The organism is Pseudarthrobacter woesei (assembly GCF_055412745.1).
In genome coordinates this window covers 55,650-69,613 of record NZ_JBVAYU010000010.1, presented here as the reverse complement: position 1 = coordinate 69,613, position 13,964 = coordinate 55,650, and the positions used below count along the sequence as shown (strand labels likewise).

The following is a 13,964-nucleotide window of genomic DNA, read 5'->3' as shown; positions in this document are numbered from 1 at the left end:
TCAGATCGGCGGCCTTGCGCGGCCCTGCATGGCGGCCCAGACCCGGGCCGGGGTGCAGGGCATGTCCATATGTGCCACCCCGTAGGGCGCCAGCGCGTCAACGACCGCGTTCACGATTGCCGGCGGCGAGCCGACCGTGGCGGACTCCCCGATGCCTTTCGCGCCGATGGGGTGGTGCGGGGACGGGGTGACGGTGAACCCGGTCTCCCAATCCGGCACCTCCATGGCCGTGGGGATCAGGTAGTCCATAAAGGACCCGCCGAGGCAGTTGCCGTCGGCGTCGAACTCGATGATCTCCATCAGGGCCATCCCGACGCCGTCGGTCAGCCCGCCGTGCACCTGGCCTTCGATGATCATCGGGTTGATGCGCGTGCCGCAGTCGTCCACCGCGATGAAGCGCCGCACCTTGACATGCCCGGTGCCGGGATCGACGTCGACCACGCAGATGTAGGCTCCGAACGGGAACGTCAGGTTCGGCGGGTCGTAGGTCACCTCGGCGTCGAGGTTGCCGTCGACCCCCTCGGGCAGGGCAACCGTGCCGTGGGCGCCCATGGCGATCTCGGCGATGGTCTTCCCGACGCCGGGGTCGCCCTTGACGAACCAGCGCCCCTTCTCCCACTCGAGGTCCTCCGGCCGGGTCTCCAGCATGGCGGCGGCGATCAGCTTCGCCTTTTCGCGGATCTTCCGCGCCACAAGGGCGACGGCGCCGCCGCTGACCGGCGTCGAGCGGCTCCCGTAGGTGCCAAGCCCGAACGGTGTCTGGTCCGTGTCGCCATGGACGACGTCGATGTCTTCCGGCGGGATGCCGAGCTCCTCGGCGACGATCTGGGCGAAGGTGGTCTCGTGGCCCTGGCCCTGGCTTTGCACCGAGAGCCTGACCACGGCCTTGCCGGTGGGGTGGACGCGTAGCTCGGCGCCGTCGGCCATGCCGAGGCCCACGATGTCGAAGTGCTTGCGGGGCCCGGCGCCCACGGTCTCGGTGAAGAAGGAGATTCCGATCCCCATCAGCTCGCCGCGCCCGCGCTTCTCTTTCTGCTCACGCCGGAGCTCGTCGTAGCCGGCCATCTGCATGGACAGCCGCATGGCGGGCTCGTAGTTGCCGGAGTCATAGACCCAGCCGGTCTTGTTGGCATAGGGGAACTGTTCCGGCTTGATGAAGTTCTTCAGCCTCAGTTCGGCCGGATCCATCTCCAGCTTGCGGGCAAGGATGTCCACCATCCGCTCCACGAGGTAAACGGCCTCGGTGACACGGAAGGAACAGGCATAGGCGACGCCGCCCGGCGCCTTGTTCGTGTACACGCCCGTGACGCTGCAGTAAGCGGCCACCAGGTCATAGCTGCCGGTGAAGATGGAGAAGAAGCCGGCCGGGTTCTTGGTCGGCTGGGCGGTGGCGTTGAACGCGCCGTGGTCCGCCAGCACGTTGGTCCGCACCGCGAGGATCTTGCCGTCCTTAGTGGCGGCGATCTCGCCCTGCATGATGTAGTCGCGGGCGAACGAGGTGGACATCAGGTTCTCCGACCGGTCCTCCACCCACTTCACCGGCCGCCCGGTGACGATCGAGCCGACGACGGCGAGGATGTAGCCGGGGTAGATGCCGACCTTGTTGCCGAAGCCGCCGCCGATGTCCGGGGACACCACACGGATCTTGTGTTCCGGGATGCCGGCGACGATCGCGAACAGGGTGCGGTGGGCGTGCGGGGCCTGGGTGGTTTCGTACAGCGTCAGCTTGCCGTCGACGGCGTCGAAGTCCGCGATGGCCCCGCAGGTTTCCATCGGGGCCGGATGGACGCGGGGGTAGACGATCTCCTGGCTGACAACGACGTCGGCGCTCGCGAACACGGCCTCGGTCTCGGCTTTGTCTCCCATTTCCCAGTCGAAGATGCGGTTGTCCGTCCGGCCCTCGATCTCGTCGCGGATCACGGGGGCATCGGCGTCGAGGGCCTTCCGGGCGTCAATCACCGGGGGCAGGACGTCGTATTCGACGTCGATCAGCTCCAGGGCGTCACGGGCGGCGTAGCGGTCCTCGGCCACGACGAACGCGACCTCCTGCCCCTGGAACCGAACCTTGTCCGTCACGAGGACCGCCTGGACATCCGCGGAGAGGGTGGGGGCCCAGGCGAGTTTGAGGCCGAGCAGGTCCTTTCCGGTGATGACGGCAAGGACTTTCGGATGGGCAAGGGCGTTGGTGGTGTCGATCGACACGAGCCGGGCGTGCGCCACAGGAGCCCGCAGGATGGCGCCGTGCAGCATACCGGGCAGGACGATGTCGTCCAGGTAGTGGCCCTTGCCGCGGACGAAACGCGGGTCTTCCTTGCGCTGGATTCGGCCGTAGCCGATGGGGCGGTCCTCGTCGCCGGCCGCCGGGTTGCTGGGCCGTTCGTGGATGACGGTCATGCCTTCACCTCTGCGTCTTGAATGTCCGGGAGCACCGTGTCCGTGCCATCGATTGCTTCACCGACGGTGTCCGCGCTCGCGGTGTCTGCGCCGGCCGGGTGCTCCGCTGCCCACTGCACGGAGCGGACGATCGTGGCGTAGCCGGTGCACCGGCAGATCTGTCCCGAAATGGCCTGCCGGATCTCGGTGGTGTCCGGATGCGGATTCTTGTCCAGCAAGGCGCGGGCTGTCAGCATCATGCCGGGGGTGCAGAAGCCGCATTGCAGCCCGTGTTCCTCCATAAAGCCTTGCTGGACGGGGTCCAGGGTTGCGCCGCTGGCGAGCCCTTCGACGGTGCGGATGTCGTGCCCGGCGGCCATGGCGGCCAGCACGGTGCAGGATTTCACCGGCTGCCCGTCCATCAGGACCACGCAGGTCCCGCAGTTGGTGGTGTCGCAGCCCCAGTGGGTGCCGGTCAGGCAGAGGACCTCGCGGATGTAATGGACGAGGAGGACACGGGGTTCAATGTCGTTCGTGACTTCGTTGCCGTTCACGGTCATGCTGATCTGCATCCGCTTCAGCCTTCCTGGGTCTGGGCGGCGCGGGCGCAGGCAAGCCGCAATACCCGCCGGGTGAGTTCGTCGGCGAGATGCCGCTTGTAGTCGATCGGGCCCCGCTGGTCGTCCACCGGATCGCAGGCAGCCGCCGCCAGCCTCCCGGCCTCAACGAACAGCTCCTCGGCGGGCCGTTGACCCCGGAGCACCGTGGCGGCCTCCGCGACGGTGTGGTCCAGGCCGAGGGCGGTGAGTCCGACGGCGGCGTCGGAAATCGTACCGTCCCCGGCGAGCGTAACGGCGGCGCCGGCCGCGCCGACAGCCCAGTCGCCTACCCGGCGTTCCACCTTCTCGTAGGCGCTGCCCGAGCGGGGACGGACCGGGAAGCGGAGCTCGCACAGCAGCTCGTCCTGTCCCACCGCCGTCTCATAGGGGCCGCGGTGGAAATCGGCCATGGCAAGGATGCGCTCGCCGCCCGGCCCGCGGATGACTGCCTCCGCGCCCAGGACATCGCACACTGTGGACAGGTCCTCGGCCGGGTCGGCCTGGCAGAGTGAACCGCCGATCGTTCCGCGGTTGCGGACAACCGGATCGGCGATGACCCGTTCGGCGTCCCGGACAATGGGGAAAATCCCGGCGACCTCGTCCGACTCCAGCAATGTGGTGTGACGGGTCATGGCACCAATCCGCAGCGTGTCGCCGTCGCGGAGGATGAAGTCGAGTTCATAAAGGTCGTTGATGTCGATCAGCCACTCGGGCCGGGCGAGCCGGAGCTTCATCATGGGCAGGAGGCTGTGGCCGCCCGCGACAACCCTGGACTCCGCGCCATGGCGCGAGAGGAGTTCAAGCGCGTTGTCCACTGAGGTGGCCCGCACATAGTCGAATGGAGCCGGAATCTGCATAGTCCCTACCTCACTCCAGGGCGCTGGCGACGTCGCGCAGCACCGATTTGAGGCAAGTCTTGCGCCGCCTGATACGGAGTGTCAATATCGTCATAAGCGAAAGGTTATGACGCTGTGTCGATGACATTAAGCCAACTCCGCACCTTCGCCCTCGTGGCCAGGCTGGGCTCCCTTCACGCTGCCGCGGAGGCCCTCGGCGTCAGCGAGCCGGCCGTGTCCTCCGCCCTGGCCGCGCTCCGGCTGGACCTCTGTGACCCGCTCTTCGTACGCGCCGCGGGCGGGATTGCCCTGACGCCCGGCGGCCGGGCCCTGGCCGACTACGCCCAGGACATCATCGGGCTTGCCGACCAGGCCCGCTGGGAGGTTTCCAACGCCAAGAACGACGCCGGGCAGCTCAAGATCGTCGCCACCCCGTCCTTCGCCGAACATGCCGCCGGCCGGCTGCTGGACCTGTTCACCACACGAGTCCCCGGTGCCGCCGTCGACGTCGTCGTCGAGTCCGCGCAGGACCTTGCCTCCCTCCTGCAGGAGCGCGCCTATGACATTGCCCTGGGCGCGCGGCCGACGGCGCCCGCCGGCACCGCAGTGACGGAGCTCGGCCTGGAGTCCACGGCGTTCCTGCGCTACCAGCGTGCCTTCGTCGCGGCGCCGGCCGATCCGCTGGGCCGGTTGCACGGCCCGGTTGCGGTGACGCAACTGCTGGCCCGGCCGTGGTTTGCCGGACCGGCCGGGATCCAGGACAGCACAGAGGAGGGCCGCTGGCTGGCGTCGATGGCGGTGGCACCGGACGTTATCCGGCTCAGCAGCGAGACCGACGCTCTCGCCGCCGTGCGGGCCGGGGAGGGCATCATGCTGGCGCTCGGCCACATCGTCCGGGCAGAGATCCAGAACGGTGCCCTGGTCCGGATCCCCGTCGTCGGGACACCGGTCTCAGGCCTGTGGTGGGCCAGCACTCTCGACCATCGCCGGACTACCACAATGGCGCAGACGCTTAAGCGCTTCGTCAGTACCGCCGACGCGACCGCGGCCATGGTCGCCCCCGGAGGCTCGCGCGGGCTCGAGCGCCGGGGATCGAAGTTCCACGTCGCGCTGTGGAGCTAGCGCCGGTGGCGGCTGCATCTGTTCCCGAATGCCGGGCGGTCCCGTGTCGCGTTGCAGAACGGCGGTGTCGGTGCTACCCCTTGAGGGATAGACGATCGACTCACGCCCCCACGAAGAGGAGTAGTAATGACTTTGCCCCGGGATGAAGACAGCTCGCTGCGGCTCTGGAGCAGCCGACTGATCCAGGCCCTGCAGATTCTTGATCTGGAAGTCGACCACGAGAAGATCGTCCAGGTCGCGGAGGAATCCGTGAAAGCTGTCGGGCCGCACGCGGATGCCATCAGCGCGTTCATCGTCGGCTACGCCGCAGGCACCGCCTCCACGAACGGCCGCAAGGGCACCCAGGAAGCCGTTCACGCCGCCTCCAACAAGGTCCTCGAGCTGTGCGAGGACGGCGAATCCGGCGGCCCCGACGAAAAGGGCTGGGCCAAGCGGGCCCAGTAGCCAGCCACGCGCCGCCAGGCCAGGTTTTTCCGCCCGCTGTGGGGGACATGCCCTCCGCCTGGCCGCAGGGATGGACATGTTGGCACTATGTCCAGTGCCCGCGACCGGCACTGGACATGCCCGAGACGAGTGCCGGATGGACCCCGCGGGACATGCCCTCCGCCTGGCCGCAGGGATGGACATGTTGGCACTATGTCCAGTGGCCGCGACCGGCACTGGGCATGTCCCCGGCGGGGGTTCCCGGTCCTGTGCCCTACCGTAAGCGGGCCGGCCCTGGGGCTACGGGTGCGGAGCCGTCCGGCGTCTGGTCAAGGCTGGGCTCGAGCCGGACAATGACCGCCTTGGAAATCGGGGTGTTGCTGCCCTCGGCCGTATGGTTCAGCGGCACCAGCACGTTGGCCTCGGGGTAGTAGGCGGCCGCACACCCGCGCGCGGTGGGGTAGGAGACCACCCGGAACTTGCGGACCACACGCTCCACGCCGTCCTTATACTCGCCGCGGATGTCCACGAACAACCCGTCGGCCAGGCCCAGCTCGGCGATATCCTCCGGACTCACGAACACCACGTGGCGGCCCTTCTTGATGCCCCGGTAGCGGTCGTTGTGACCGTAGATGGTCGTGTTGAACTGATCGTGGGAGCGCATGCTCTGCAGGATCAGCGTGCCCTCGGGCCTCTGCACATGCTCCAGTTCGTTGACCGTGAGCACGGCCTTGCCGGTGGGCGTCGGGAAAGTGCGTGAGTCCCGGGGACCGTTCGCCAGGATGAAGCCGCCCTCCTGCCGGATCCGCTCGTTGTAGTTCTCGCAGCCGCCCACGACCCGCGAAATATGGTCCCTAATCAGGTCGTAGTTCTTCTCGAAGCCGCCCCAATCGGCCTTGATCCTGTCACCGACCAGCGCCTTGCCGAGGCGGCTGACGATCGCCGGCTCGGACAGCAGATGGTGCGAGACGGGCTCAACGGTGCCCCAGGACGGGTGGACGGCGCAGACCGTGTCCTCCACGGAGACGAACTGCTGCCCCGACTCCTGGATGTCGATCTCGGTCCGGCCCATGGTGGGCAGGATCAGGGCTTCCGCGCCTGTCACCGTGTGGGACCGGTTGAGTTTCGTGGAGATCTGGACCGACAACTCGGTGTTCTGCATGGCGGCCTCGGCGGCATTGGTGTCCGAGATGGCGCCGACGAAGTTGCCGCCGAGTGCCACGAAGGCCTTGATCCCGCCGTCGCGCATCTTGTTGATGGTCTCCACCGCGTCGACACCGTGTTCGCGGGGCGGCTCGAAGTCGAATTCCTCGCCGAGTGCCTCCATAAAGGACTGCGGCATCTGCTCCCAGATGCCCATGGTGCGGTCGCCCTGGACGTTGCTGTGGCCGCGGATGGGGGAGGCGCCCGCACCCGGCTTGCCGATGTTGCCGCGCAGCAGGAGCAGGTTGATGATCTCCTTGATGGTCGCCACGCCCTTCTTCTGCTGCGTGATGCCCATGGCCCAGGTGATGATCACCTTGTCGGCCTTCAGATAGCGGGCGGCGAGCTCATCGATGTCCCCGGCGCTCAGCCCCGTCGCTTCCAGCACTGCCTGCTCATCCAGTTCGCTGAGGTGCTCCTTGAGCTCCGCCAGGCCCTCGCAGTGCCCGGCCAGGAAGGCGTGGTCCAGCACGGTGCCCGGGTTCCGGGCCTCGGCATCGAACACGCGCTTGGAGAGTGCCTGCAGCAGGGCCATGTCACCGCCGATGCGGATGTGCAGGAACTGGTCCGCGATCTCCGTGCCGCGGCCGATGATGCCCTTGACTTTTTGCGGGTTCTTATAGCGCCGCAGGCCCGCCTCGGGGAGCGGATTGACGGCGACGATTTCCCCGCCGTTCTCCTTGCACGCCTCGAGCTCGGTGAGCATACGGGGGTGGTTGGTGCCGGGGTTCTGGCCCATGACGATGATCAGGTCCGCTTTGGCATAGTCGTCAAAGGAGACGGTGGCCTTGCCAATGCCGATGGTCTGGCCCATCGCCCAGCCCGAGGATTCGTGGCACATATTGGAGCAGTCCGGAAGATTGTTGGTGCCGTAGCCGCGGACCAGCAGCTGGTACAGGAAAGCAGCCTCGTTCGAGGTGCGCCCGCTCGTGTAGAAGGCGGCTTCGTCGGGTGAGTCCAGGCCCGTGAGTTTGTCCGCGATGATCCTGATCGCGTCGGACCAGCTGACCGGCTTGTAGTGGTCCTCGCCGGCCGGCTTGTGCACCGGTTCGGTGAGCCGGCCCTGCATGCCCAGCCAGTACTCGGAGCGGGTCCGCAGTTCGCTCACGGAATGTTCCGCCCAGAAGTCCGGGCCGATGACTACCGGCGTCGCCTCCCAGGTGACGGCTTTGGCGCCGTTTTCACAGAACTCGAACGCCTTGCGGTGGCCCGGATCCGGCCAGGCGCAGCTGGGGCAGTCGAAGCCGTCCTTCTGGTTCATTGCCAGGACGGTCTTGCGCGTGCGGTTCAGGCCCATCTGTTCGATCGCGGGCTTCATGGAGTGCAGCACCCCCGGGATCCCGGCCGCCCAGTCCTTTGGGCCGTCTCCAACCACGAGGTCTCTTTCGTCGTTTTCCTCAACCTGCGGATTCTTACGGGTCACGTGAACTTCCCTTCTGCGGACGCCGGCTGTTCCGGCCGGCGCGCTCCTCTGACAATAAGCACACTACCTTTTTGCCTGTCGTGGGCCTATCAGTTGGCCCGGAGCGCCGCAGGGGAGAAGTGTCGACGGCGGGACTGCAGTTCCAAACCGGAGTCTCTCCGCGGCCCACGGCGGACCGCGGCACGCTGGGCCGGCCACGGGGACGGCCCCGGAAGGCGCCCGGCCGATCCAAGTTTTCCCGAAGTGCCGCCCTGCACTCTTGCACCATCATTCACTCTAAGAGGCAGGTGCGTTATGAATGTGTTCGCATGCACGAAGGCGGAGGGCCAAAGACGTGTCTTTAGCACTCCGACCCGCTTAGTCGCGGCAGGGACAGCAATGGCTCTGCTCAGTTTCCTCGGACTCACCACGACGGCGGTGACGGCCAACGCCGTCGTGGCCCCGACGGGTGCGGGTTTCACCGTCACACCGTCCGATCTGGCGTTCATCCTCAAGCAGATCAAGATCGCTGAGGCGCACGTGGCCAACACCACCTCGGCCACCGGCCCGTGTGGGGCCCTCGTGGGTACCGGTCCCGACCAAATCGCGAGCCCCCTCGTGTCCCAGGGGTTGCGGACGGTGGACGGATCCTGCAACAACCTGTTGGCCGGACAGGAGACGTTCGGCGCCGCGGATCAGACCTTCCCACGTCTCGCCACTCCGGTGTTCACGAGCGCCGAGAACTCACCTCCTGCGTTCGGCCCTTCCCAACCGACGTCATACGCGCAGAAGAAGGGCAATGTTTTCGACTCCGAGCCCCGCGTAATCAGTAACCTGATCGTGGACCAGACCTCGACCAACCCGGCCGCGGTGGCAGCGGCCGGATTCCCTGTCCGGACCCAGGGCAACGCGGGCGTCGTCCCGTGCACCACCGATCCGGATCCGCTGGCCACGCCGCCAGTGGAAGCTGCTCCGGCGAACTGCACTCCGTCGCACGAGACACTGTTCGTCCCGAACGTGACCACGGACGTCGGACTCTCGCCGCCCTACAACTCGATGTTCACGCTGTTCGGCCAGTTCTTCGACCACGGCGTGGACCAGACCGTCAAGGGCGGCGGCACTGTCTTCGTTCCGCTGAAGGCCGACGACCCGCTCATCGCCGGTCCGGACCACATCGTCGGCAACGCCGATGACCTGAACCCGAACCTGCGCTTTATGGTGCTGACCCGGGGCAAGAACCAGCCCGGTCCGGACGGTGTCACGGGCGACAACCCGGCGACACCTGCCGACGAAAGTGCTGACGATATCCAGAATGCGACCAACACTGACTCGCCCTTGGTCGACCAGAGCCAGACCTACACTTCCCACTCTTCCCACCAGGTCTTCGTCCGGGAGTACATCAACAACGCCGACAGCAAGCCGGTCTCAACGGGCAAGCTGCTCGGTGGCGTAGCCGGCCCCACGGCGAACGGCATGGCCACCTGGGCCACAGTCAAGTCCCAGGCGGCCATCTTCCTTGGTCTCAAGCTCGAGGACAAGGACGTCACGAACATCCCGATGATCGCTGCGGACCCTTACGGCAAGTTCATCCCCGGTCCCAGCGGGCTTCCTCAGTACGTCACCGCGACTGGCCTGGTGGAAGGCAACATTGCCGTCCCCGTGCCGGTGCCGGCCAATGTGCGGTACTTTGACACGCCGTTCCTGACTGACATCGCCCACAATGCGGACCCGTCCCCGCAGGACACGGACAACAACCCGGGCACTCCTCGGGTTGCCCCGGTTCCGGACGCTGACAACGTTGCCTCCGCCGATTTCGCCAACCAGCCCGCCGGTACGTACGACGACGAGATGCTCAACGCGCATTTTGCCGCAGGTGACGGGCGCGTCAACGAGAACATCGGGCTCACGGCCATCCACCAGATCTTCCACTCCGAGCACGACCGGCTGGTCGGCGACATCAAGAACGTGCTGACGAACGATACTTCCGCGAGCGGCACGGCAGCCCTGGCCCAGTGGCAGTCGGCGCTGGGCGCGGACGGCTGGAACGGTGAGCGTCTTTTCCAGGCGGCACGGTTCATCACCGAGATGGAGTACCAGCACCTCGTTTTCGAGGAGTTCGCCCGCAAGATCCAGCCGGCGATTAACCCCTTCGAGGCGTTTGCGTTCACTCAGACGGAGCTCAACCCGGCGGTCAAGGCTGAGTTTGCTCACGCCGTGTACCGCTTCGGTCACTCCATGCTGACCGATACGATCTCCCGCAGGAACGAGGACCGCCCCGGTCCCGACAATGAGTTCGGCACCTCCGACGATATCCTGGGGAGTCAGAACGACATCTCCCTGCTCGAGGGGTTCCTCAACCCTCCGGAGTACACCGATGGTGGCCCTGCCGGTCCTCTGACCTCCGAAGAGGCTGCAGGCAGCCTCATCATGGGCATGTCCGACCAGGTCGGCAACGAACTCGATGAGTTCGTGACCGAGACGCTGCGCAACAACCTGCTGGGTCTGCCGCTGGACCTGGCGACGATCAACATGGCGCGGGCCCGGTCCGAGGGCGTCCCGCGGCTGAATGCACTTCGCCGGGAGCTGTTCAACTCGACGAACGACGGCCAGCTGAAGCCCTACACCAACTGGATCGACTTCGGGGAAGGCATCAAGCACCCGAAGTCGCTCGTCAACTTCGTCGCCGCCTACGGTCAGCACCCGACCATCCTCACGGACGCCGGTCCGGACGCCACTCTGGGTACCCCCGACGACGGACCGGCAACCATCGCCTCCCGGCGGGCGGCTGCACGGGCGATTGTCAGCCCTGATGTCCTTGCCGGGGACGTTGCTCCCGCCGATGCTGCGGCGTTCATGAACAGCACGGACGCCTGGGCCAACAACGGCACCCAGTCGATCACCGGCCTCGACAACGTCGACCTCTGGGTCGGCGGTCTCGCGGAGCAGACGGTGGTGTTCGGGGGCCTGCTGGGCAGCACCTTCAACTACGTGTTCGAGAACCAGCTGACCGATCTGCAGAACGGCGACCGCTTCTACTATCTGGCGCGCACCCCGGGCATGAACCTGAGGGCACAGCTCGAGGGCAACTCGTTCGCCGAACTGATGATGCGCAACACAAACGCTCGCAGTCTCAAGGCCGACTCATTTGCCACGGCGGACTGCAAGTTCGAGCTGAAGAACCTGGCCGGCACCGCTGCCGGCTTTGCGTCCTTCGGGAACACCGTCGCGAATGACACATCGTCTGAGTGTGACGAGCCGGCCCTGCTGATCCGCATGGCCGACGGGACGATCAAGTATCGTGCGCGGAACACCGTCGATCCCTCCGGGATCAACGGACAGAGCGTCTACAACGGCACTGCCGGCGTGGACCGCGTCTACGGTGGAAACGACAGCGACACCTTCTGGGGCGGCCTCGGCAACGACGTCATCGAAGGTGGTGACGGAGCCGACGTCGCGCTCGGCGGCGAAGGCAATGACATCATCACCGACCTTGCCGGCGACGACGTGCACAAGGGCGGTCCCGGTAACGATGCCATCGACGCCGGACCGGGCCTCGACATCATCATGGGTGGAGATGGCAAGGACTTCACGAACGGTGGGGCCAACGCCAACGAAACCTTCGGTGGAGTCGGTGACGACTTCATCAGCCTCGGCCAAGGCATCGATGCCGCCTTCGGCGACAGCGGCGACGACTGGGAAGAGGGCGGGGATCAACCGGACCTCATGATCGGGGACAGCAGCAACCTGTTCTTCCTGGACGACTCGCAGAAGCCGGGACACGACATCCTCATCGGCCAGGGCGGTGACGACGACTACGACATGGAGGGCGGAGACGACGTCGGCGTGGCCGGTCCTGGCGTCGAGAAGGTCGCCGGAGCCTCGGGTTACGACTGGGAAATCGGCCTCGGCGACCCCCAGCCGCAGGACGCCGACTTGGCTCTTCCGATCCCGCCGCTTGACATCCTGACGGTCGGAGTCCGGGACAAGTTCAACGAAGTCGAGTCGCTGTCCGGTTGGGATTTCAACGACACGCTCCGTGGTGACAACGTGGTTCCCAGCGCCGTGGGTGGCGCCGGGTTCATCGGGTGCGATGTGCTGGACCAGGCGGGCCTTGACCGGGTTGCCGGTCTCGACGCACTGGTGCCGCCGTTGAACACTCCGCTGGCTTCCGTAGTTGCGGCGTCGGCATCGAAGGACTGCCCGCTTCTGAGCGGTCCGAATGTCTGGGGCGATGGCAACATCCTCCTGGGCGGCGGTGGCAGCGACCTGATCGAGGGCCGAGGCGCCGACGACATCATTGACGGTGACGCCTACTTCAACGTCCGCTTGAGTGTTCGGACGGACGCCGCCGTCGCGGCGACCGAGATTGGCAGTGCAACAGGAATGACCACGAAGTACCTTCGTGACGGCGCGGGTGCGCTTACCGGACCGACACTTCAGGAAGCCGTCTTCGCTGGCAACGTCGACCCCGGAAACATCGTGGCCGTCCGTGAGATCCTGACCGGTTCAGGCGGAATCGACAAGGCAGTCTTCTCCGATGTGCAGGCGAACTACACTGTCACCACGACCGGTGGAGACGGCACCCTGGGCTCGCCCGGATCCGTCACCACGGTAGTCCACAACGGGGCAGGCATCGATGGCACGGACACCCTCCGCAACATCGAATTCCTTCAGTTCTCCGACACCGTCGCCCCCAACGCACCCGTCATCGGCGTCGCAACCGCAGGCGATGCGCAGGCAACAGTCAACTTCGCGGCTCCGACTATTGGCATTGCCAGCGGGTTCAACGTAAGGGTGCTTGATGCGGCCGGCGCGCAGGTGGGGGCACTCCGTCCCGCTCCTGCCGGTGCCACCAGCCTGGTGGTCACCGGCCTGAGCAACGGTTCCGCGTACCGCTTCCAGGTCCAGGCGACCAGCGCCCTCGGAGACAGCCCGTTCTCGGCTATCTCCAACGCTGTGACCCCGGTTCCGGCAACGACCGCTCCAGGTGCACCGACCATCGGGACGGCTACCGCCGGGGACGCTTCGGCAACCCTGACGTGGACCGCTCCCGCCTCCAACGGCGGATCGGTCATCACGGGCTACACCGTGCAGGCCTTCGCCGGGACTACCCTGGCGCGCACCCAGGCCGTCACCGGAAACGTGGGAACCGTCGTTGTAACGGGACTCACCAACGGGACTGCGTACACGTTCGACGTGGCCGCAATCAACGCTGTGGGGACGGGGGCAGCCTCGGCCCGCTCTGCGGCTATAACCCCCGTAGCGTCTGACACCGTGGCTCCCACGGTGACGGCTCGGACACCCGCAACCGGGGCCTTCTCGGTTAGCCAGACGGCCAACCTGACGGCAACGTTCAACGAATCGGTCACGGGACTCAGCGGAACCAACTTCCAGCTCCGGCTGGGAGCCACACTGGTTCCCGCGGTTGTCTCGTACAACGCGCTCACGAGGGTTGCCACACTGAACCCGAGCGTGACCCTGACGGCCGACCGTGTGTACACGGCCAGCCTGACGGGAGTCCGGGACGCTGCCGGCAACATCATGGCGACGACTACGTGGTCATTCACCACGGGTCCGAACCCAACTATCACCGCTCAGACTCCCGCCTCGGGAGCCACGGCAGTGCGCCGGAACGCCAACGTGACGGCCACCTTCAGTGAGGCCATCACCGGCTTCGCGGTGGCCGGCAAGGTCCGCATCCAGCGGGTCTCCACCGGCGCCGACGTCAGCTCCGTGGTGTCGTTCAACACCACCACCCGGGTGCTGACGATCAACCCCGGCAGTACCCTTCTCTCGAACACCCAGTACCGGGTCACCATCACCGGTGGCACCACTGGAGTCCGGGACCTGGCCGGTAACCCGCTGACCACCCGTACGTGGACCTTCACCACGGGCTCAGTGCTCTAGCACCACCACGAGATCGCCGGCTGGTAGGTCCGCACGGACCGCCAGCCGGCGCTCCCGGTTACCCGAAGGTTTGTTCTTCGGCACAATATTCAGTCCCAC

The 13,964-nt window shown here is 66.4% G+C and carries 7 protein-coding genes; 3 read left to right on the top strand and 4 right to left on the bottom strand.

The features are described 5' to 3' along the window. Genes ACZYZE_RS14520 through ACZYZE_RS14510 form a run of 3 tightly spaced genes read right to left on the bottom strand, consistent with a single transcriptional unit; the run spans position 1 to position 3,829 of the window. Positions 1-2,394 carry an aerobic carbon-monoxide dehydrogenase large subunit gene (locus tag ACZYZE_RS14520; RefSeq protein WP_463908404.1) on the bottom strand — a complete coding sequence of 798 codons (2,394 nt, stop codon included), beginning with the start codon at positions 2,392-2,394 and terminating at the stop codon, positions 1-3. After that, complete coding sequence (locus tag ACZYZE_RS14515; RefSeq protein WP_463908402.1) at positions 2,391-2,945, bottom strand: (2Fe-2S)-binding protein; 555 nt, start codon at positions 2,943-2,945, stop codon at positions 2,391-2,393. The genes ACZYZE_RS14520 and ACZYZE_RS14515 overlap by 4 nt, the downstream gene beginning before the upstream one ends. Before the next feature lie 5 nt (positions 2,946-2,950). Continuing rightward, a complete protein-coding gene (locus ACZYZE_RS14510; RefSeq protein ID WP_459318021.1) occupies positions 2,951-3,829 on the bottom strand; it encodes an FAD binding domain-containing protein in 879 nt (292 codons plus the stop codon). Between the two features lie 120 nt (positions 3,830-3,949). Between ACZYZE_RS14510 and ACZYZE_RS14505 the strand changes: the two genes are divergently transcribed. Both ACZYZE_RS14505 and ACZYZE_RS14500 read left to right on the top strand, forming a co-directional pair. Next, entirely contained in the window at positions 3,950-4,930 is a 981-nt protein-coding gene (locus ACZYZE_RS14505) for a LysR family transcriptional regulator (protein WP_459318020.1), read from the top strand. A gap of 126 nt (positions 4,931-5,056) precedes the next feature. Further along, positions 5,057-5,374, top strand: coding sequence for a DUF6457 domain-containing protein (locus ACZYZE_RS14500; RefSeq protein WP_459318019.1), 318 nt, complete (start codon positions 5,057-5,059; stop codon positions 5,372-5,374). 253 nt (positions 5,375-5,627) lie between these two features. On the opposite strand, the gene ACZYZE_RS14495 is transcribed toward ACZYZE_RS14500, so the two are convergent. Further along, positions 5,628-7,979, bottom strand: a complete 2,352-nt coding sequence (locus ACZYZE_RS14495; protein ID WP_463908400.1) for an FdhF/YdeP family oxidoreductase — start codon at positions 7,977-7,979, stop codon at positions 5,628-5,630. A gap of 378 nt (positions 7,980-8,357) precedes the next feature. On the opposite strand from ACZYZE_RS14495, the gene ACZYZE_RS14490 reads away from it, so the two are divergent. Then, on the top strand, positions 8,358-13,865 hold the full coding sequence (locus tag ACZYZE_RS14490) for a peroxidase family protein (protein ID WP_463908398.1): 5,508 nt from the start codon (positions 8,358-8,360) through the stop codon (positions 13,863-13,865). The last annotated feature ends 99 nt before the right edge of the window (positions 13,866-13,964 follow it).

Excerpts from the sequence above, each read along its gene's own strand:
- ACZYZE_RS14520 (WP_463908404.1), bottom strand. The coding sequence starts at position 2,394 with ATGACCGTCATCCACGAACGGCCCAGCAACCCGGCGGCCGGCGACGAG.
- ACZYZE_RS14515 (WP_463908402.1), bottom strand. The coding sequence starts at position 2,945 with ATGCAGATCAGCATGACCGTGAACGGCAACGAAGTCACGAACGACATT.
- ACZYZE_RS14510 (WP_459318021.1), bottom strand. The coding sequence starts at position 3,829 with ATGCAGATTCCGGCTCCATTCGACTATGTGCGGGCCACCTCAGTGGAC.
- ACZYZE_RS14505 (WP_459318020.1), top strand. The coding sequence starts at position 3,950 with ATGACATTAAGCCAACTCCGCACCTTCGCCCTCGTGGCCAGGCTGGGC.
- ACZYZE_RS14500 (WP_459318019.1), top strand. The coding sequence starts at position 5,057 with ATGACTTTGCCCCGGGATGAAGACAGCTCGCTGCGGCTCTGGAGCAGC.
- ACZYZE_RS14490 (WP_463908398.1), top strand. The coding sequence starts at position 8,358 with ATGGCTCTGCTCAGTTTCCTCGGACTCACCACGACGGCGGTGACGGCC.